The sequence below is a fragment of the Actinoplanes ianthinogenes genome, assembly GCF_018324205.1.
GTDB classification, from domain to species: Bacteria; Actinomycetota; Actinomycetes; order Mycobacteriales; family Micromonosporaceae; genus Actinoplanes; species Actinoplanes ianthinogenes.
Window position 1 is genome coordinate 5,226,139 of sequence record NZ_AP023356.1, and the last position, 19,801, is coordinate 5,245,939.

At 70.5% G+C, this 19,801-nt stretch carries 19 protein-coding genes; 11 read left to right on the forward strand and 8 right to left on the reverse strand.

What is annotated here, in order from left to right; all coding sequences use genetic code 11:
- Nucleotides 1-61 precede the first annotated feature (61 nt).
- Together Aiant_RS23555 and Aiant_RS23560 are read left to right on the forward strand one after the other, a co-directional pair.
- Complete coding sequence (locus Aiant_RS23555; protein WP_189329029.1) at nt 62-2,491, forward strand: ribonucleoside-diphosphate reductase subunit alpha; 2,430 nt, start codon at nt 62-64, stop codon at nt 2,489-2,491.
- Complete coding sequence (locus Aiant_RS23560) at nt 2,491-3,486, forward strand: ribonucleotide-diphosphate reductase subunit beta (protein ID WP_189329030.1); 996 nt, start codon at nt 2,491-2,493, stop codon at nt 3,484-3,486. The genes Aiant_RS23555 and Aiant_RS23560 overlap by 1 nt, the downstream gene beginning before the upstream one ends.
- 309 nt (nt 3,487-3,795) lie before the next feature.
- Here the strand turns inward: Aiant_RS23560 and Aiant_RS23565 are convergent, their stop codons facing one another.
- The 3 genes from Aiant_RS23565 to deoC form a co-directional block, all read right to left on the reverse strand.
- A complete protein-coding gene (locus Aiant_RS23565; protein ID WP_189329031.1) occupies nt 3,796-4,572 on the reverse strand; it encodes a peptidase in 777 nt (258 codons plus the stop codon).
- A complete protein-coding gene (locus Aiant_RS23570) occupies nt 4,572-5,870 on the reverse strand; it encodes a VWA domain-containing protein (RefSeq protein WP_425322711.1) in 1,299 nt (432 codons plus the stop codon). The genes Aiant_RS23565 and Aiant_RS23570 overlap by 1 nt, the downstream gene beginning before the upstream one ends.
- A gap of 183 nt (nt 5,871-6,053) precedes the next feature.
- The gene (gene deoC / locus Aiant_RS23575; RefSeq protein ID WP_189329033.1) at nt 6,054-6,749 is read right to left on the reverse strand and encodes a deoxyribose-phosphate aldolase; all 696 of its coding nucleotides are present in this window, start codon (nt 6,747-6,749) and stop codon (nt 6,054-6,056) included.
- A gap of 70 nt (nt 6,750-6,819) precedes the next feature.
- Here deoC and Aiant_RS23580 point away from each other — a divergent pair, with 70 nt between their 5' ends.
- Together Aiant_RS23580 and Aiant_RS46595 are read left to right on the forward strand one after the other, a co-directional pair.
- A complete protein-coding gene (locus Aiant_RS23580) occupies nt 6,820-7,539 on the forward strand; it encodes a GntR family transcriptional regulator (protein ID WP_189329034.1) in 720 nt (239 codons plus the stop codon).
- 154 nt (nt 7,540-7,693) lie between these two features.
- On the forward strand, nt 7,694-9,433 hold the full coding sequence (locus Aiant_RS46595) for an ATP-binding cassette domain-containing protein (RefSeq protein ID WP_189329035.1): 1,740 nt from the start codon (nt 7,694-7,696) through the stop codon (nt 9,431-9,433).
- Nucleotides 9,434-9,441: 8 nt separating this feature from the next.
- On the opposite strand, the gene Aiant_RS23590 is transcribed toward Aiant_RS46595, so the two are convergent.
- Nucleotides 9,442-9,807: a DoxX family protein gene (locus Aiant_RS23590; RefSeq protein ID WP_189329036.1), complete on the reverse strand. Its 366-nt coding sequence runs from the start codon at nt 9,805-9,807 to the stop codon at nt 9,442-9,444.
- 98 nt (nt 9,808-9,905) lie between these two features.
- Here Aiant_RS23590 and Aiant_RS23595 point away from each other — a divergent pair, with 98 nt between their 5' ends.
- A complete protein-coding gene (locus Aiant_RS23595) occupies nt 9,906-10,277 on the forward strand; it encodes a winged helix-turn-helix transcriptional regulator (protein ID WP_189329037.1) in 372 nt (123 codons plus the stop codon).
- 28 nt (nt 10,278-10,305) lie between these two features.
- Here the strand turns inward: Aiant_RS23595 and Aiant_RS23600 are convergent, their stop codons facing one another.
- The gene (locus Aiant_RS23600; RefSeq protein ID WP_189329038.1) at nt 10,306-11,505 is read right to left on the reverse strand and encodes a hypothetical protein; all 1,200 of its coding nucleotides are present in this window, start codon (nt 11,503-11,505) and stop codon (nt 10,306-10,308) included.
- A 9-nt stretch (nt 11,506-11,514) separates the two neighbouring features.
- Nucleotides 11,515-12,018 (reverse strand): SigE family RNA polymerase sigma factor, encoded by a 504-nt coding sequence (locus Aiant_RS23605; RefSeq protein ID WP_189329039.1) that lies wholly within the window; start codon nt 12,016-12,018, stop codon nt 11,515-11,517.
- Between the two features lie 215 nt (nt 12,019-12,233).
- On the opposite strand from Aiant_RS23605, the gene Aiant_RS23610 reads away from it, so the two are divergent.
- The 6 genes from Aiant_RS23610 (at nt 12,234) to Aiant_RS23635 (ending at nt 18,321) form a co-directional block, all read left to right on the forward strand.
- Nucleotides 12,234-12,758, forward strand: coding sequence for an RNA polymerase sigma factor (locus tag Aiant_RS23610; RefSeq protein ID WP_189329040.1), 525 nt, complete (start codon nt 12,234-12,236; stop codon nt 12,756-12,758).
- A 2-nt stretch (nt 12,759-12,760) separates the two neighbouring features.
- Nucleotides 12,761-13,891, forward strand: coding sequence for a hypothetical protein (locus Aiant_RS23615; RefSeq protein ID WP_189329041.1), 1,131 nt, complete (start codon nt 12,761-12,763; stop codon nt 13,889-13,891).
- 74 nt (nt 13,892-13,965) lie between these two features.
- Nucleotides 13,966-14,886 (forward strand): hypothetical protein, encoded by a 921-nt coding sequence (locus Aiant_RS23620; protein ID WP_189329042.1) that lies wholly within the window; start codon nt 13,966-13,968, stop codon nt 14,884-14,886.
- Nucleotides 14,887-16,416 carry a peptidoglycan-binding protein gene (locus Aiant_RS23625; protein ID WP_189329043.1) on the forward strand — a complete coding sequence of 510 codons (1,530 nt, stop codon included), beginning with the start codon at nt 14,887-14,889 and terminating at the stop codon, nt 16,414-16,416.
- On the forward strand, nt 16,413-17,138 hold the full coding sequence (locus tag Aiant_RS23630; RefSeq protein ID WP_229829870.1) for an ABC transporter ATP-binding protein: 726 nt from the start codon (nt 16,413-16,415) through the stop codon (nt 17,136-17,138). Before Aiant_RS23625 ends, Aiant_RS23630 begins: the two co-directional genes overlap by 4 nt.
- Nucleotides 17,128-18,321, forward strand: coding sequence for an ABC transporter permease (locus Aiant_RS23635; protein ID WP_189329044.1), 1,194 nt, complete (start codon nt 17,128-17,130; stop codon nt 18,319-18,321). The genes Aiant_RS23630 and Aiant_RS23635 overlap by 11 nt, the downstream gene beginning before the upstream one ends.
- Before the next feature lie 93 nt (nt 18,322-18,414).
- Here the strand turns inward: Aiant_RS23635 and Aiant_RS23640 are convergent, their stop codons facing one another.
- Together Aiant_RS23640 and Aiant_RS23645 are read right to left on the reverse strand one after the other, a co-directional pair.
- Nucleotides 18,415-18,858, reverse strand: a complete 444-nt coding sequence (locus tag Aiant_RS23640) for a hypothetical protein (RefSeq protein WP_212846508.1) — start codon at nt 18,856-18,858, stop codon at nt 18,415-18,417.
- Nucleotides 18,859-19,213: 355 nt separating this feature from the next.
- Nucleotides 19,214-19,789, reverse strand: coding sequence for a nucleosidase (locus Aiant_RS23645; protein ID WP_189329046.1), 576 nt, complete (start codon nt 19,787-19,789; stop codon nt 19,214-19,216).
- Nucleotides 19,790-19,801 lie beyond the last annotated feature (12 nt).

The following is a 19,801-nucleotide window of genomic DNA, read 5'->3' on the forward strand; positions in this document are numbered from 1 at the left end:
CGTGCGCCCGGAGGGGAGTGTCGGTGTCTTCCCGCGCGGCGACTCGCGAGGGATGAGGGCCATGACGCTCACACCGGAGAAAACCAGCGTGCCGGGACAGCGCCGGCAGGTCATGCAGGTGCGCAAGCGCAACGGCGAGCTGACGCCGGTCGACGTCAATCGGATCGTGGCGGCGGTGGAGCGCTGGATCACCGGGCTGGACGAGGTCGATCCGCTGCGGGTGGCGACCAAGACGATCAGCGGCCTCTACGACGGCGCCACCACCGAGGAGCTGGACAAACTCTCCATCCAGACGGCCGCCGAGCTGATCGGCGAGGAGCCGCAGTATTCGAAGCTGGCCGCCCGGCTGCTCATCGACCTGGTCGAGCAGGAGGTGCGCGAGCAGGGCGTCACGACGTTCAGCGAGTCCATCACGCTGGGCCACACTGAAGGCCTGATCGGCGACGACACTCTAGCCTTTGTAACGAAATTTCGGGACAAACTGGACGTGGCGATCGACGTGAGCGCGGACCTGCGCTTCGAGTATTTCGGCCTTCGCACCGTCGCCGACCGCTACCTGCTGCGCCACCCCACCAAGCGCGTCCCCATCGAGACCCCTCAGTACTGGCTGCTGAGAGTGGCCTGCGGGCTGTCGCAAACCCCCGACGAGGCGATCGGCTTCTACCGCCTCATGTCGAGCCTCGCCTATCTGCCCAGCTCACCCACCCTGTTCAACTCCGGCACCCGGCACACCCAGATGTCCTCGTGCTTCCTGGTCGACTCGCCCAAGGACGAGCTGGACTCGATCTACGAGCGGTACCACCAGGTCGCCAAGCTGTCGAAGTTCTCCGGCGGCATCGGCATCGCCTGGTCCCGGGTCCGCGGCCGGGGCGCGCTGATCCGCGGCACCAACGGCAAGTCCAACGGCATCGTCCCGTTCCTGAAGACCCTGGACGCCGGGGTCGCCGCGGTCAACCAGGGTGGCCGGCGCAAGGGCGCGGCCTGCGTCTACCTGGAGCCCTGGCACCCCGACGTCGAGGAGTTCCTGGAGCTGCGGGACAACACGGGCGAGGACTCACGGCGTACGCATAACTTGAATTTGGCGAACTGGATCCCGGACGAGTTCATGCGTCGGGTGGAGGCTGACGAACAGTGGTCGCTGATCGACCCGTCGGACGCCCCCGAGTTGCCCGACCTGTTCGGCGACGCATTCACCGAGGCCTATCGGAATGCGGAGAAGAAGGCGGTCCGGACCGTCAAGGCCCGCGATCTGTACGGCCGGATGATGCGCACCCTGGCGCAGACCGGCAACGGCTGGATGACCTTCAAGGACCGGTCGAACGCGCTGTCCAACCAGACCGGCGCGCCCGGCAACACGATCCACCTCTCCAACCTGTGCACCGAGATCCTCGAGGTGAACAGCGACGACGAGACGGCCGTCTGCAACCTCGGCTCGATCAACCTGGGCGCGCACACCACCGCCGGCGGCGTGGACTGGGAGCGGCTGCGGGCGACCGTGCGCACCGCGGTGGTCTTCCTGGACCGGGTGATCGACATCAACTACTACCCGTCCCAGCAGGCCGCCGCGTCGAACCCGCGCTGGCGTCCGGTCGGCCTCGGCCTGATGGGCCTCCAGGACGCGTTCTTCACGCTGCGCCTGCCGTTCGACTCGCCGGCCGCCAAGGAGCTGTCCACCCGGGTGCAGGAGGAGATCCTGCTGACCGCGCTGGAGGCGTCGGCCGAGCTCGCCGCGCGGTTCGGGCCGCATCCGGCCTTCGCCGAGACCCGCGCCGCGCGGGGCGACCTGCACCCCGAGCTGTGGGGCGCGCCGCTCGGCCAGCCCGAGCGCTGGGCCGCGGTCAAGGAGCGGATCGCGGCGGACGGCCTGCGCAACTCGCTGCTGATCGCGATCGCGCCGACCGCCACGATCGCGTCGATCGCCGGCTGCTACGAGTGCATCGAGCCGCAGGTCTCCAACCTGTTCAAGCGGGAGACCATGTCCGGCGAGTTCCTCCAGATCAACACCTACCTGGTGCGCGAGCTGAAGGCGCGCGGCCTGTGGACCGCGGAGATCCGGGAGGCGATCAAACGGGCCGAGGGTTCGGTCCAGGACATCGCCGGCCTGCCGGCCGAGATCAAGGGTATCTTCCGTACGGCCTGGGAACTGCCCCAGCGCGCTCTGATCGACCTGGCCGCCGCGCGGGCGCCGTTCATCGACCAGTCGCAGTCGCTGAACCTGTTCCTGGCCGCGCCGACCATCGGCAAGCTCTCGTCGATGTACCTCTACGCCTGGAAGTCCGGGCTGAAGACCTCGTACTACCTGCGCTCGCGCCCCGCGACGCGCATCCAGCAGGCCACCACCGCCGTCGCTCCGTCAGCGACGACGCCGCTGGTCCCGCCCGCTCGAACCGGTCCCGAGGTCGCCTCGTTCGGCGTGAACCTGCTCGGCGACACCGGCGGCGCGCTCGCCGCGGCCCTTGAGAACCCCGACATCTGTGAGGCTTGCCAGTAATGCTGCTCGACCCTGGAATGGACCTGACCCTGCGGCCGATGAAGTATCCGCACTTCTTCGACCGTTTCAAGGACGCCATCAAGAACACCTGGACGGTCGAGGAGGTCGACCTCCACGCCGACCTGGCCGACCTGGCGGTCCTGTCGGACGCGGAGAAGCACATGGTGTCCCGGCTGGTCGCGTTCTTCGCCACCGGCGACACGATCGTCGCGAACAATCTCGTGCTCAACCTCTATCAGCACGTCAATTCCCCGGAGGGGCGCCTTTACCTCTCCCGGCAGCTGTTCGAGGAGGCCGTGCACGTCCAGTTCTATCTGAACCTGCTGGACACCTACGTTCCCGATCTCGACGAGCGCGCGGCCGCATTCGCCGCGGTCGACAACATTCCGTCGATCGCCCGCAAGGCCGAGTTCTGCTTCAAGTGGATCGACTCGGTCTTCGAACTGCGCGCGCTCAAGACGAAAGCGGACCGGCGGGCGTTCCTGCTCAACGTGATCTGCTTCGCCGCGTGCATCGAGGGGCTGTTCTTCTACGGCGCCTTCGCGTACGTGTACTTCCTGCGCTCGCGCGGCCTGCTCCAGGGGCTGGCGTCCGGCACCAACTGGGTGTTCCGTGACGAGAGCATGCACATGGCGTTCGCCTTCGACGTGGTCGAGCAGGTCCGCCGCGAGGAGCCGGATCTGTTCGACGCGGACATGGAGCAGCAGGTCCGCGAGATGCTCGCCGAGGCCGTGGAATGCGAGGTGCAGTTCGCGGCCGACCTGCTGGACCAGGGCGTCAGCGGAATGTCCCTGGCCGACATGCGGGAATACCTCCAGCACGTCGCCGACCGCCGCCTCCAGGTGCTGGGCATCGAGCCGGTTTACGGCAGCAAGAACCCGTTCGCCTTCATGGAGCTCCAGGACGTCCAGGAGTTGTCGAACTTCTTCGAGCGCCGCGTCTCGGCCTACCAGGTGGGGGTTACCGGGAGCGTTACTTTCGACGACGACTTCTAAATTCAAGACCTTCATATACGCGCGTCCGCTGGGGTGCGGATCGCATGCTCCCGCGCGGGCCGGGTACGGCGATCTGGCCGCCGCAAAACGCCGCCGGTGACGAGGCAACTGATTCCCCGACGCCGGTGGGGTTTGCCGGTGGCGGGGAATCAGCTGCCTCGTCACCGGTTACCAGGCGTTTTGCCGCGGAGCGCAGCGGAGCCAGTCAGCTCCGCGTCCAAAACAATCGCCGCACCCTTCAATGCCCGTGGGTGCTCACGGAAAAGAAGAAACCCGGGACCGGTCGTGCCGGTCCCGGGTTTCTTCCCCTCAGGCTCGGCGGCGGCGCCGGGTGAGCGAGAAGCCGAACAACCCGGTCAGCGCGGCGAGGATGCCGCCGCCGGCGGTCCAGAACCAGCGGCCGGAGAAGTCCGGCAGCCAGTCCATGCTGAAGCCGCTCTTCTCGGTGTCGGCACCGGCCGACGCGGCCGGTGCGGGCGCGGTGAGCACGGTGCCGGGCTGGTTGTCCGGGACCAGCGGCTTGGCCAGTTCGCCCTGGTCGGCGTCCTGGTCACCGTTCGGCGTCCGCAGGGTCAGGCTGACCTTGAGCGGCAGACCCAGATCCGTTTCCGGCACCCGCGTGGTGGACAGGCGCACGTAATAGGTGCCGGGCAGCGGATCCCCGTCCTGCGGCTCGGCCCACGAACGGACCTGCCGCAGCCGGCAGCCGAGCGTCACCTGCGCGTCGCCCTTGCCGGCCACCGGGCTCTGCTCACCGGCCACGCACGCCTGGCGGCGGCGCAGCCCGTCGAAGACCTCGATGATCCACGACTCGTCGCCGCTGCGCCCGTCACCGGGCAGCGTGACCGTCGTGCTGAGGTCCGGGCGCTGTCCGGCCCCGGCGGTGAACTGCCAGTACAGGTAGTCACCGGTGACCGCGCCGACCTCGACCGGCTGGTCCGCGCTGATCGGCACCGCGGTCAGGAACGAGGTGCCGGCCGTCTTCACCGGGGCGATCGGTTTCGGGTCGTCGGCGAACGCCGGCGCCGGCACGGCCGCGATCCCGACGATCAGGGCGCCGGTCGCGGCGAGGTGCTTGATCCGCATCAGTTCTCCCTCCAGGTGGCCACCCAGTAGCGGGTGATCCAACCGGCGAGCACGCCGGCGACCAGTCCGGCGATCGCCAGGACCAGCAGGAACAGGAAGCCGCGGCCGAGGCCGGGTGCGTCCGGGGCGTGTGACGCGTCGACCAGGTCGATGCTCAGCTCGACCGGCATGCCGGGGGCGTCCGCGGCGGTCGCCGTCGACGCGAACGAGTTGCTCACGATCAGGCAGAGCTCGGTCGACGTGGTCTCCCCGTGCTCGTCGGCGTCGCTGTCCGCGGCCTCCGCCGACGCCCTGGCGTCCGCCTTCTGCTCGTCGGCCGACCAGCGCAGGCCCGCGGACAGGACGTCCGCGCGGCCGCTGCCCGCATCGACCCCGCGGACCAGCTCACGGCCGTCCTTGCTCGCGGCTTTCAGGAGTACGCCGTAGTCCGGGTTCAGCGCCCGGTCCAGCGAGATGCTCACCGAGGCGCGCAGCTCCTGGTCCGGCTGCACGGCCACCCGGTAGTAACGGTGCTCGCTGATCTTCTCCCGGTCGGTGTAGACGCCCGGGGCGAGCAGCGGCGCGTTGGTGCAGTCCGCGGTGCCGGTGACCACGGCGGGCTGCACCGGCGGCGGCACGGCGGCGCGGTCGACCAGCTGCTGCACCCGGTCGGTCAGCTCCTGTTCGCTCTTCGCCGCGGCGTAGGTGCCGCCGGTCGCGGTGGAGATGCAGACCAGCTGCTTGCGGGTCTTCTCGTCGGGGGTCAGGCCGAGCGTGTCGACCACCAGGTGAGTGCCCTGCGCGGCCAGTTCCCGGGCGACCTCGCACGGGTCGGGCGGGGTGCAGGTGTCCTCGCCGTCGGTGATCAGCACGATTCGCCGTACCGAACCGGTGTCGCCGAGGTCCTCGGCGGCCTTCTTCAGGGCCAGGCCGATCGGGGTGTACCCGGTCGGCTTCAGCGTGGCGATCGCGTTCTTGGCCTGGACCGCGTTGACCGGCCCGACCGGGACGATCTGCTGGGTGTCCTTGCAGGCGATCTTCTTGTTCTTGCCGGGGTAGGTGGCGCCGAGCACCCGGATGCCGAGCTGAGTGTTCTCCGGCAGCGCGTCGACGACCTTGTTGAAGGCGCGCTTGGCCACCGCGATCCGGGTCTCGCCGTCGATGTCGGCGGCACGCATCGAGCCGCTGACGTCGAGGACCAGCTCAACGCGGGGTGGTTCGGAGGGTTCGGTCTCGCGGGCGTTTGCCGGGGCGGCGCCGAGCAGGGTGGCTGCGCCGATCAATCCCGTTGCTACCACTATGGACAGACTTTTGTGGATCACGCGCCAAGATCATAAAGGCAGCCGCCATCCATGGTGGATGGAGGGGTGACCGCCGAGCCGGGCCCTTGTGGGGCCCGGCTCGCGGGCATCGCGCTTGTGGCGCGTTGGTCCAGGCGAAGCGTCCGCCGGCGGCTCTCCCGCCAGCGGATCAGTGCTTTCGCCGCCTTTCGCCGCCGTGATTCAGGCACGGCGGGCGTACGTGGTCACCTGCCGGCGGGCCAGGTCGTCCAGGATCTCGGCGGTCGCGGACGAGCCGAACCGGGTCACGCCGACCGCCGCCATCGCCAGCAGCGTGTCCAGGCTGCGGATCCCGCCGGACGCCTTGACCTGCACCTTCGACGACACCGCCGAGCGCATCAGGGCCAGGTCGTCGATGGTCGCGCCGGTCGGGGCGAACCCGGTCGACGTCTTCACGAACGCCGCCCCGGCTCGCTCCGCGGCCCAGCACGCCGCCAGCTTCTCCTCGTCGGTCAGGTACGCCGTCTCCAGGATGACCTTGACGTGCGCCGGACCGGCCGCCCGCACGATCTCCTTGATCTCGGTCTCCACCGCCGCGATGTCGCCGGAGCGCAGCCAGCCGATGTTGATCACCATGTCGATCTCGGTGGCGCCGCGCTCCACGGCCTGCTCGGTCTCGGCCACCTTCACCTCGGTGCTGGTGTCCCCGTGCGGGAAGCCGATCACGGTGCCGACGCGCACCTCGGTGCCGCGCAGCAGCTCGACCGCGACCGGCACGTCGGACGGCCGCACACAGACCGAGGCGACCTGGTATTTGGCCGCAATGGCGCAGCCCGACCGCACGTCCTCGAGCGTGAACTGCGGCTGGAGGATCGAGTGGTCGATCATGCGGGCGATCTGCGACACCGTGAAATCCATGGCACTGAACCGTACCTGTCTAGACAGCCACCTGTCTAGACAGGTTGGCCGTATCGGTAGGGTGTGCGTCATGTCCGCCGGACCAGACTTCGCGCCGCGATACTTCCGCATCGAGCAGGAGCTCCGAGCGCGGATCGCCAAGGCACGGCCGCACGATCCGCTGCCCTCCGAGCCGGAGCTGGCCCGCGAGTTCGGGGTGAGCCGGATGACCGCCCGGGCCGCGGTCACCCAGCTGGTCAACGACGGTTTGGCGTACCGTGCGCCCGGTCGCGGCACGTTCGTGGCGGTGCCCACCGGCCCGCGCCGCGCGGACAACCTGATCCGCCTCAGCGAGGAGATCCGCAAGCAGGGCAAGGTCCCGTCGTCCCGGGTGGTCAGCGCCGAGCTGCGCCCGGCCACCGTGATCGAGGCCACCCGGTTGCGGCAGCGGGCCGGCGACGTGGTGGCGATCTACCGCGTCCGGCAGGCCGACGGCGACCCGTTCGCCTTCGAGCACGCCTGCTATCCGGGAGCGCTGAGCGCGCTGCTCGACTTCGACCTCTCCGGGTCGGTGCACGAGGCACTGGTCGCCCTGGGCCGGATCCCGACCCGGGGCACCTCGACGATCACCGCCCAGCCGGCGAACGAGGAGGACGCCAAGGAGTTGGGTGTCCCGGCCGGCACCGCCCTGCTGGTCGAGGAACGCCTGATCCTGGACCAGGAGGGCCGCCCCCTGGAGCTGAGCGAGTCCCGTTACTCCGGCACCAAGTACCGCCTGGACGTGGCCTTCGGCGTCGAGCCCCACCAATAAACCGGTCGGCGGCCCGGATGTGTCCGGGTAGCCTCGTCGCCGTGGCATATCAGATCTACCTCTGAGCTCGCCCGAGCCTGACCCGCCGAGCGCATCGCGCCGCGGGCGGCTCGCCGCTGTCCAGCACAGCCCTCCGCTCAGGGGAAGAATCCGCATGCCTGCCACCATCACCCTGCCCGCGCGCGCCCAAGCCCAGCTCGTAGCCGCCGGGCTTCGCGCCGACCGAGCGCACCTGTCCGATATAGATCTCACCGTCTCGCCCGGCTCGCGCTGGGGCGTGATCGGCGAGAACGGCCGCGGCAAGACCACCCTGCTCCGCCTGCTCAGCGGAGCTCTGACCCCGGACGCCGGCACGGTCCGGCTGACCGGCACTCTCGGCGTCGCCGACCAGGAACTCGCCTTCGCTCCGGCCGACACGGTCGGCACCCTGATCGACACCGCCCTCGCCGACACCCGAGCCGTCCTCCGCGCCCTCGACGAAGCCGCACAGTCCCTCACCGCACTCACCGCACGGGAGTCCTTTGGGCCGGCGGGGTTCGCCGCCGGCCAGGCCGGCGCGGCTGCCGACTATGCGCGGGCGCTCGACGCGGCCGAACTGCTCGACGCCTGGGACGCCGACCGCCGTATCGACCTCGCCCTGGAGAACCTCGGCGCGGTCACCGACCGGGACCGGCGGCTGGCCACCCTCTCGGTCGGCCAGCGTTACCGAGTACGGCTGGCCTGCCTCCTCGGTGCCGCACACGACTTCCTGCTGATGGACGAGCCGACCAACCACCTGGACGCCGCCGGTCTCGCCTTTCTCACCGAACGCCTGCGCTCCCACCCCGGCGGCGTCGTGCTGGTCAGCCACGATCGGGCGCTCCTGTACGACGTGGCCACCACGATCCTGGACCTGGACCCCACTGTGGACGGCCGGCCCGCTGTCTACGGCGGCGGATACGCCGGTTACCGAACAGGGCGGGCAGCCGCGCTGGCCCGCTGGGAGCAGACGTACGAGCAGCAGGCCGAGACCGGCAAACGGCTGACCGGCGCGCTGGCCGAGGCCCAGGACCGACTGGTCGACGGCTGGCGCCCGGACAAGGGGACCGGCAGGCATCAACGAGCCACCCGAGCCCCCGCCCTGGTCCGCTCGGTGCACCGGCGCCAGGACGAACTCCGCCGGCACGCGGTCACCGCCCCGGAGCCGCCCCGGCGCTTCCGCATGCCGATGCTGCCGAGCCTGCCGGGAGTCACCCTGCTGGCGGCCGACCGCGTGCAACGGCGTGATCGGCTGCGGACCCCGGCGACGCTGACCCTCGACTCCGGCTCGAAACTGCTGATCACCGGCCCGAACGGCACCGGGAAGTCGACCCTGCTGGCGCTGCTGGCGGGCCGGCTCGAACCCACCTCCGGCACGGTGCACCGGGCAGAAGCCATCCGGATAGGCCTGCTCTCGCAGGAATCGGCCGGCCCGCCGACCCAGCATTCAGCCGGCCCGCCGCCGCGGGAACCAGCCGGCCCGCCGCCGCGGAAACCAATCGGCCCGCCGCTGCGGGAATCAGCCGGCTCGCCGCCGCAGGAATCAGTCGGCCCGCCGCCGTGGGAATCAGCTGGCCCGCCGCCGCGGGACTCGGCCGGAGAACGCGGCGCGGCGACCGCTTTCGGTCTGCTGTCGGCGGCGGATCTGGGGCGGCCGCTGTCGACGGGTCAGCGGCGGCGTCTGGACCTGGCCGCGCTGCTCGCCGCCGAACCGCACGTGCTGCTGCTCGACGAACCCACCAACCACCTGTCGATCGCGCTGGTGGACGAGCTCACCGAGGGCCTGCTGCGAACCCCGGCAGCGGTCGTGGTCGCCACCCACGACCGCCGGTTACGCGCCGACCTCGCCTCCTGGCCGGAGCTGACGCTGAGCTGACAGCTCGGTCAGAGCCAGACCGTGGCGAGCCAGGCGGTGACCGCGGCGGCGGCCAGCAGGGCGATGTTCAGCCCGATCACCTTCGTCTCGCCGCGCGAGACGTGGGTGATGATCCCGCCGATCTGAATCAGGACCAGGCCGATCGCGGCGGCGAACGCCAGCGCCGTCGCGATCCCGGTCAGCGGCGGCAGGATCAGGCCGACGGCGCCCAGGATCTCCAGGACGCCGATGGTCCGCACCAGCGGCATCGGGATCTGGTCGACCCAGCCCATCATCGGCCGCAGCTGATCCTGGCTGCGCACCGTCTTGAGCCCACCGGCGTAGAGGTAGAACAGCGCGAGCAGACCGGCCAGAATCCAGTACGCGATCTCCATGTGTGCTCCTTCGAAGCAGCCGTGATCGGCCACATCATGGGTCACCATCGAGAGGCTTACAAAAGGCACACGCGTGTGCCTCAGGCACAGGGGGCTGCATGTCCGAGTACGAGCACACCTGCATGATCCGGGGCGACGGCGGCCAGACCCTGCGGGCGATCCTCGACCAGATCTGCAACAAGTGGACGCTGCTCATCGTGGCCACGCTCGATCAGGGCACCCTCCGTTTCACCGACCTGGTCCAGCAGATCCCGGGCATCTCGCAACGCATGCTCACCCTCACCCTGCGCAACCTGGAACGCGACGGCCTGGTCCACCGCAAGGTCTACGCGGAAGTCCCGCCCCGCGTCGAATACACCCTGACCCCGGTCGGCAAGAGCCTGATCCCACCCGCCCTGGCCCTGGCCGGCTGGGCGATCGAACACGTTCCGCACATCGAAGCGAGCCGAGCGGCCTACCGGTCCCGCTGAAGCCTCGGCCCCAGCGGGACGGGCGGGTCTAGCGGCAATGCCAGACCACCGGCTGGATCACCCCGTTCGCGTCGTCCGACTGGCCGCCGATGGTCTTGCCGTCGGCGCTCACGGTGTTGGCGATGTCGGCCAGCGTGCCGGCGCCCTGAGGCGCCAGGCCGGGCAGTTCGATCGTGCTGGTGTCCGCGTGCAGCACGGCGCCGGTGTGCCGGTCGATCCCGGTCAGCCAGCCCTGCGCGTTCACCGCGTCCGGCATGCCGTCGAGCCCGTCGATGACCTGCACCTCCCCGGTGCCCACGTTCCACCGGGCCGTCTCGATCTCGCCTTTCGCCCGGGCCTTCCCGGACGCCTGGCCACCACCGGCTTCGTTCACCACACCGATCACCCAGCCGCCGCTGATGTGGAACACCCGGCCCTCGGCCGGCTTGCCGCCGAGATCCGGTGTCCTGAGAGCGTGGTGCGAGCCGTCCGGCAGCCAGACGTAGGGCGTCTTGTTGTCGATCGTGCCGACGATCGTGCCGTCCTCGTCGATGTCGACCGCCATGGCCGCTTGCGCGCCGGCGGGCATCGGAAGCCGGCGTGCCGTGGCTGTCGCCGACGACCAGAACACCGGGTGGTCACCGTCGTTCCCGACGATCGCACCGCTGTCGTTGATCGCCTCGGCCGACCCGTCCGTGACGCCGCGGAGCTGTGACACCCGGCCGTCGTCGTACACAAAAGGGGTCTTCTTGTGGTGGAGGTAGGACCAGCCCACCGCGGTGCCGGTCGTGGTGACGTCGGTCAGCGACTCCTCCTCGTCGCCCGGCAGCGGCACCTCGGTCCCGGCGCCGTCGTGCCAGATGACCGCCTGGTATCCACCGGCCTGCGGGTAGGAGCGGCCGACGAAGTATGTCCCCTCGGGGTCGGCGCCGCTGATCAGCGCCTTCGGCGCGTTCCGCGGCGCGGCGAGCTGCTGCACGGTGCAGCTCGTGGGTGCGGGCGCGGCCGGTGCGGATTTCGTGGCGGCGGTGTCCACGCCAGGTGTCGGCCGGCCCGGCGCGGCGTGGTCGAGTGCGCCGGAGGCGATCGTGACGCCGGTGACCGCCACGAAGGTCAGGGCGGCACCCGCGTAACCGGTGCGGCGGCGCACCCTGCGGTGGCCGTCGGTGATCGCCCGCCGCACGTCCACCGTGGAGGGGGTGCGCGGCTCGGTGTCGAGAGGACGCAGCAGATCGAAATCGGATGGCATGTCGGCTCCTCAATTCGCGGCGGCGAGCTCCGGCTCGCCGAGAAGTCGTCGCAGCGTGGCCAGCCCGCGGGAGGTGTGGCTCTTGACCGTGCCGGTGGAGCAGCCGAGCGTCGTGGCGACATCGTCGACCGAAAGGTCGTAGAAATAGCGCAGCACGAGCACGGCCTGCTGCTGGCGAGGCAACCGGCCCAGCGCCGCCCGGACCAGCTGACGGTCCTCGACGCCGCTGGACTCGACCGGTGGTGGCTCCGGCGACTGCCGGAACAGCCGGACCCGGGCCCACGCCAGCCGTTTCTCGTCCACATAGGTGCGCACCAGCATGGTGCGCACGTAGGCGTCGAGGTTGGCGGCGGCACTCGCCCGCCGCCATTTCACGTAGAGCGTGGTGATGGTCTGCTGGACCAGGTCGTCGGCGCGGTGCTCGTCACCGGCGAGCAGATACGCCAGGCGGCGCAGCGCCGGGATCCGGGCGGCGACGTACTCGGTGTACTCCTCTTCGGCACCATCCCGCATGGCGTCACCCTCCTGTCGGGTCATCACCCCTCAGACGGGTGCGGCCGCGCATCCGGTTGTCATCGTTCTGCGACTCCTTCAAGCCGGCCGGCGTGTGCTCGTTCCGCTACGGAATGTCGCCACCCGCCGGGTGCATCGACCATCATGATCGGGTGCCCGGCAAAAAACTTGGGAAGTGGCGGGAACCTCGGCGCGGGGTGCCGCGTGTACGGGGCATGGCGGTTTCAGTGGCGGCGGTCGACGATCGTCCGCTCCCCGGCGACACGGCGCACGAGGGAGACGGATTCGAGGCGTTCTACCGTGCCAACGTCGACCGGGTCTACCGCGCGCTGGCGGTGACGCTGCGCCGCGACGAGCTGGCCGGCGAGGCCACCGCCGAGGCCATGGCGCGAGCCTATACGCGCTGGTCAGTGGTGAGCCGCTTGGACAATCCGGCGGGTTGGGTCTTCCGGGTCGGCCTCAATTACGCCACGTCCTGGTGGCGCAAGGTGCGCCGGGAGCGTCCCCCGGCCGACGAGGCGGCCCACCCCGGCCCGGAGCTCACCGAGAGCGCGATCTTCGTTCGCGAGGCATTGGCCCAGCTGCCGACCCCGCAGCGTGCGGTGATCACGTGCCGCATCCTGCTCGACCTGACGACCGCCGAGACGGCCGCCGCTCTAAGCATCAGCGAGGGCACCGTGAAAAGCCGGCTCTCCCGCGGTCTCAGCTCGCTGCGGTCAGCCGTGGACGGCAAGGAGTGACCATGGAACAGATTCCGCGCGACGTGGCCGACGCGGTCCGCGCCACGGCGCAGGCGGCCAAGGGATATGCCGGCGACCTCGACGACGTGCGCGAGCGGGCCCGGCGGCACCGCAAACGGCAGGCGGCCGGCGCGTTCGCCGGTGTCGTCGTCGTGCTCACCGCGATCGGCGCCGGGATCGGTGCCTGGCGGGAGCCCGCGCCTTCGGCCACACCGACGGCCGCGACCAGCCAGGTCGTCGCCCCACGGGCCGAGCCGGCGCAGCGTCTGCTGCTGGACGGCGTCGCCGGCAGCTATCGGGCGGCCGGGTCGCCGGTGACGCTGGACGGCCGGGAGCTGGTCGGCGAGCTGGCCCCAGACGGGCGTCTGATCACCCACGACGTGGTCGGCGCCGACGGCTGGGACCGGTTCGTCGGCCTTCCCGGCGGGGGCCTGGTCGCGCTCGGGGCACACGACACGATGCCCGGCACCGACCGCGAGGACGGCACCGGCGTGGCCGGGTTGGAGATCAACCTGGTGGTGGTCGGCGCGGACGGCGCGGTCCGGCTCGAGCGGGATGTCCGGCACCCGGGCGAGGCGGTCAGCCTGCTGACCGCGACCGGCACCACGGCCTATCTGTGGCGCCCGGCCGGCCTGGTGGCGCACGACCTCGGCTCCGGGCAGGAGCGGGTGCTGCTGCCGCCCGCGACGCTCGATGTCCGCACCAACCTGTTCGACGGCTCGCTCCAGGCGGCCGATCTCGCCGGTGACCGGCTCGTCCTGGCCGCCCAGCGTGATTCCTGCGTGCCCCGGGTCTTCGACACCGCCGCGCGGGCCGCGGTCGTCAGCCTTCCACTGTCCGGCGCCGGGTGCCGCCGGGTGACCGCCCTCCGGCTGTCTCCGGACGGCGCTGTCCTCGCCGCCGCCTACGAGTCGTCGGCGGTGGAGCACGGCTTCCGGATCGCGTTGATCCGGGTCGCCGACGGCACGGTGATGGCGGATCGCGCCGTCGCCGGCACTGAGCGGAAAGTGCAGGCCAAGGCCGGTCCGCAGGTGATCATCGCCTGGCAGGACGACCGGACCCTGCGTGCCGTGGCGGTCCCGGTCGCGTCCGGGACCCATGACCTCAAGCCCTTCACCGTCTCCGTGGGCTGATTCACCGTTCCGACCGCCTCCGGCCGGGACCCGATCCACATCCATTGATGTCTGTCGATCTTCAGGGGGAGCTCGTGACCTTCGTCAAACGCGGCCGCATTCCAGGTACGGACCGGGGGTTCCCGGTCAGGCTGCTGGCCGCCGTGGCCGGTGTCACGGTCCTGCTCTCGCTGTCGGGCTGTGGCGGGGACAAGGCGGACGCGCAGCCGGTGCCCGATTCCAACCTGCCCTCCTTCATGGCACAGCAGACCGAGAAGGAGCCCAAGCAGGCCGACGTCGACGACTACTACGTCAAGTTCAACGACATCATGAAGACCTGCATGAAGGAGCAGGGCTTCGACTACCGGGACTACATCCCGACCACCGACAAGAAGATGTCCCTGGGCCTGACCGACGAGCAGTTCGCCCGTCAGTACGGCTACGGCATCAGCACCCTGATCGACTATCTGGCCCCCGGCTCGCAACGGGTCGATCCGAACATCAACGCGGTGCAGAAGCTCGACAAGGCCGCCCGCGCGTCGTACGGCAAGCAGTCCAACGAGTGCCAGCAGCGGGCGCAGGACAAGATCGGGCCGCCGCCGTCCGGTGGGGCGATCAAGATGAGCACCAAGGATCAGCAGGCCATGGACGGGGTGGTCGCCAAGACCAACACCGACCAGCGGGTGAAAGCGGCGCAGGCGGACCGCTCGACATGCCTGGAGGGCAAGGGCTTCACCGCCGGCGAGGACCTGACCCAGCCGATCTCCGCCGCCGCCGACAAGTACATCGTCAAGTTCGAGAACAAAGCGGGCGAGATGGAGGCGGCCGGTCGCAACAGCGACAAGCTGAAGATCACCGACGTGCTCACCGCGGACGAGATGGCCGACCTCAAGAAGATTCAGAAGCGGGAGATCGCGATGGCGGTCGAGACGTCACCGTGCCAGTCGGCCTATGACAAGGCGTACAAGAAGGTCTTCAACGAGTACCTGCAGAAGTTGCTGCGCGGGGAGAAGTAGGTGGCTGTCCGTTCCCGCCTCGGCTCCCGGCGCCGCCGGCTTGCCGTCCTGCTCGCCGTGGCGGCCGGGGCGGCCGGCGCCGGCGTCTGGGCCGGGCACCGGATCGAGTCCCCGGCGGACGCCGCGCGGCGGGCGTCGCCGCCCGCGGCCAGCCCGATCACCGTGCCGGTGGAGCGCCGGGTGATCGCCACCTCGATCGTGGTCCGCGGCGACGTGCAGTACTCCGAGGAGTACGCGGTCGTCCCCGACCCCGACGTGGGCCAGGGCGCCGGCACGACCACGCCGGTGGTGACCGGGCGGCTGCCCCGCAGCGGCAGCACCCTCAAGGAGGGCACGGTCGCCCTGGAGGTGTCCGGCCGGCCGATCATCGCGTTGCAGGGCACGCTGCCGATGTACCGGGCGTTGAAGCCGGGTGCCAAGGGCGCCGACGTCACCCAGTTGCAGACCGCGCTGCGCCGGCTCGGGCACCTCGCCGGGCGGCCCAGCGGGACCTTCGACGCGGCCACCACCGCCGCGGTCAACCGGCTCTACGACGCGGTGGGCTACGACCCGGTCGCGCCCACCCCGGACGAGACGCAGCAGGTCGAGGCGGCCGAGCAGCGGGTGACCGACGCGCACCAGCAGACCGTCGCGGCGCAGCAGGCGCTGGCCGCGGCCCGGTCCGGCCCGCCCCGATCGCAGGTGCTCGCCGCCGAGGGTGCGGTCGACTCCGCGCGCCGGGCCCGTGACCTGGCCAGGACGGAGCGGGACACGGCCAAACGCACCGGCGCCGACACCGCCACGCTGACCCGGCTGGACAACGCCCTGGCCGACGCGGAGAACGCGCTGGCCGTCGCCGAGGCCCAGCTCGCGGAGCTGACGGCGACCACGGACACCACGTCACTGCGCCGGGCGGTCACCACCGCGCAGGCCACCGAACGCACCGCCCGGACGGCGCTCACCCAGGTGCGCGCCGCGTCCGGCGCCCGCCTGCCGCGCGGTGAGATCGTCTTCGTGCCCACCCTCCCGCGCCGGGTGCAGAAAGTGGAGGCCAAGCTCGGCCAGGCGGTCGAGGGCGCGGCGCTGAGCCTGACCGCGACCACCGCGCGGATCGACACGTCGATCAGTGAGGAGGAGCGCAAGGTGCTCAAGGCCGGCGCCGAGGTGCAGGTCGACGACACCTCCTCGGACGTCAAGTTCACCGGCGTGGTCGCCGAGATCGCCGACACGGCGGGGACGAACGGGGCGTTGGCCGGCACCTACTACGTCCGGATCGACCCGCGGGGTGTCGACCCGAAACGGATCGAGGGGCTGAACCTGCGGGTCACCATGCCGATCGAGTCGACCGACGGCGAGGTGCTCGCCGTGCCGGTCGCCGCGCTGGTCACCGATGCGGCCGGCACCACCACGGTGCGGGTCCGGCGGGGGAGAGCCGATGCGGACGTCCCGGTCACCGCGGGTCTCTCCGCCGACGGGTTCGCCGAGGTCACCCCGGTCGGCGGGGCCCCGCTCGCGGAGGGCGACCTGGTCGTGGTGGGCCAGCAGTGGTGACCACCGAGGTGCTCGCCGTCCCGGAGACCCCGGTGATCGAGCTGGCCGGCGCCTCCCGCGTCTATCCGGGTGCCAGCCCGATCGTGGCGCTGCGTCCCACCGACCTGGCGGTCCTGCGCGGGGACGCGGTGGCCATCACCGGGCGGTCCGGGTCCGGCAAATCCACCCTCCTGCAACTGCTCGGCCTGCTCGACCGCCCGACCGCGGGGCAGTACTGGCTGAACGGCGTGGACACGGCCGCGATGACCGACCGGCAGCGCACCCGGTTGCGCGGTTCCCGGATCGGCTTCGTCTTCCAGTCGTTCCACCTGATCGCGCACCGCACCGTCGAGGAGAACGTCCGGCTCGGCCTGATGTACCGCGGCGTGCCTCGGGCGCGACGCCGGCAGCGCGCGCTCGACGCGCTGGCCCGGGTCGGGCTCGCCGACCGCGCCGACGCGCTGCCCGGCGAGCTCTCCGGCGGCCAGCGCCAGCGAGTCGCGATCGCCCGGGCACTGGCGATCGAACCGGCCGTGCTGCTGGCGGACGAGCCGACCGGCAACCTCGACACGCATACCGCGGAGGACGTGTTGCAGCTGTTCGACGCCATCCACCGGGACGGCCAGACGCTGGTGGTGGTGACCCACGATCAGGACGTCGCGGCGCGGATGCCCCGGCGCCTGATGATCACCGACGGGCTGGTCGTCGAGGATCTGCCCCGCGAGGCCGGGCATGTGGCGTGACCTGTGGGACGAGGCGCTGGCCGGAGTGCTGGCCCGGCCCGGACGGACCGCGCTCACCGCGCTGGGCACGGTGCTGGGCACCGCCACGCTGGTGATCACCACCGGGCTGGCGGACACGGCCGGCGCGCAGATCGTCAGCCGGTTCGACGAACTGGCCGCCACCACCGTGACGGTCGCGCCGACCCCGGAGGACGGGCCGCAGGCCAGAGAGAGCCCGATCCCGTGGGACGCTCCGGCCCGGCTGAGCCGGCTCAACGGTGTCGAGGCGGCGGCGACCATGACCACCCTGCGCCTGCCCGACGCGAAGATCACCGCGACCACTGTGGTCGATCCGCTCGCCGCGAAAGGCGCGGCGGCCACTGTGGTCGCCGGGTCACCCGAGTTGGCGGCGGCCGTGGAGGGCCGGGTCATCGGCCGCTTCTTCGACGCCGGTCACGATCGCCGCGCGGACCGGGTGGCGGTGGTCGGCCGGAACCTTGCCAACTCGCTGCACCTCGCCGACCTGCGGCAGCGGCCGGCGATCTTCGTGGGCAGCCAGTCCTTCACGGTGATCGGGGTACTGGTCGACACTCGCCGCAACGCCGGCCTGCTCGACGCGATGATCCTGCCGGAGGGAACGGCCCGCCGGGTGTTCGGCCTCAAGGCCCCGGAGTCGGTCGTCATCGACACCGCGGTCGGCGCGGCCGCCCTGATCGCGTCCCAGGCGCCGGTGGCGCTGGCCCCGCAGAAACCGGAACTGCTGACCGCCGAGCGGCCACCCGAACCGACCACCACGAAAGCGAAAGTGGCCGAGGACGTCCGCGCGCTTTTCGTCTTGCTCGGCGTCATCTCACTGGTCGTCGGAGGCGTCGGAATCGCTAATACGACACTTGTCTCCGTGCTCGAGCGGATCGGCGAGATCGGTCTGCGCCGGAGCCTGGGCGGGACCCGATTCTCGGTCGCCTCGCTCTTCATTCTGGAATCGAGCATGATCGGCCTGATCGGCGGAATTCTGGGATCGTCGGCGGGCATTCTCGCGGTGGTTCTGGTCGGCGCCGTCAAACAATGGACGCCGGTGCTCAACATCTGGATCATGCCGGCCGCCGTCCTGGTCGGAGCGGTGGTCGGACTGCTCGCCGGGCTCTATCCGTCGCTGCGCGCGGCGAAAATCGAACCGATCGCCGCGCTCCGGGCGCAGGCCTGACGGATGACCGGTCCGTTCGTGGAACGGGCCGCTCTCGTGCGAGAGCGGCCCGTCAGTGCTCAGCGAGTGTTGCGGCCTCGCTGTGCGGTGGGACTAGAAGCCCCAGTTGTGGATCCGGACGGTGCAGGTCGAGCCGGCGCAGCCGGCCCAGTAGGCGTCGGAGTTGCTCTGCTGGTCGTAGAACTGGAAGTTCACCCAGCTCCCGCCGCTGCAGCCCTGCGTGGTGGTGCCCGGGTCGTAGTACTTGATGCAGTTCTGGTAGCCGTCGGTGTAGGTGTCGTTCACCTTGCCGCGGTAGTTGCTGTCCCCGTCACAGGTGGAGGCGTACTGCACCGCCTCCTGGCCCCGGAGGATGCCGCCGATCCACAGGTTGAACGGCGAATACGGGTTCCCGACGCCGCTGCAGTCGGCCATGGCGGGTGACGCCGAGACGCCGACCAGCACGGTGGCGGTGGCCGCAGCGACGCCGAAGCCGGCGGCGATGCGTTTGAGGGTGATGGACATGACGATGAATCCCCGATTCTCGAATAGGGTCATCCTGGAATGCGAGAAAGCAGCTGAACGGAAATGTGATGCGGCCGCAGATCGGCCGGCCGACCATACGAGCCGTCATTCCCAGGTGGCCCCCGCTCCCCGGATCAGCGGATCCAATGTGGAATCCGTTGACCTGAAGTTAGCAGTGGGAAACTGTCCGTGGATACCCGCTGTCCATAGACGTCTATGAATGTCTGAGTTGTCCGTACGGGCACATGGCGAATCTGCTCGGACATGCGTGACGGTATGCTGGCGAGAACGTTTTCCCGGACATTTTTGAAAGCCGGAAAACAAAACCGGCCCGACATCAGTTGATGCTGCGGGCCGGTCGGGCGGATCAGGTGCCGCGTGGGCGTCCCTACTGGTGGTGACGGTTGTCGCGGAGCCAGGTGGCCAGCGCGCGGGCGCACTGGTGCAGATTCTGCTGCCAGGTGGCGGCCGCGGTGGAGCCAGCCTGGTCGCTGACGTGTTTGATGAGGCGGATGGGTACGGAGAAGTGGCTGGCCACGGTGGCCAGGGCGTAGCCCTCCATGTCGACCAGATGCGCGTGGTCGGCCAGGCGGGTGCGGGTGGTCTCCTCGGCGACGAACTGGTCGCCGCTGGCCAGGGTGAGGCCGCGTTCGGCGACCGTCAGTGGCGGGCCGACCAGGTGGCCGGTCAGGGTGTAGAGCGCACGGGCGTCGATGTCGTGCTGGATGACCCTGCTCACCTCGTGGGTGCCGGTGATGCCGCCGCGCAGCGAGCCGGCGGTGCCGAGGTTGATCAGAGCGGACGGGCGCGGACCGGCGGCCAGCACGGCGGTCAGGGCCAGGGCGGCGTTCACCTTTCCCATGCCGGTGATGAGGATGGGCAGGTCACTGTCGAGCATCTCCGCTTCGTCGGAGAGGGCGACGACGAGCAGGGGGCGGTCCGGGCGAATGGTGCCGCTTTGCATGGGCTGTTCCTC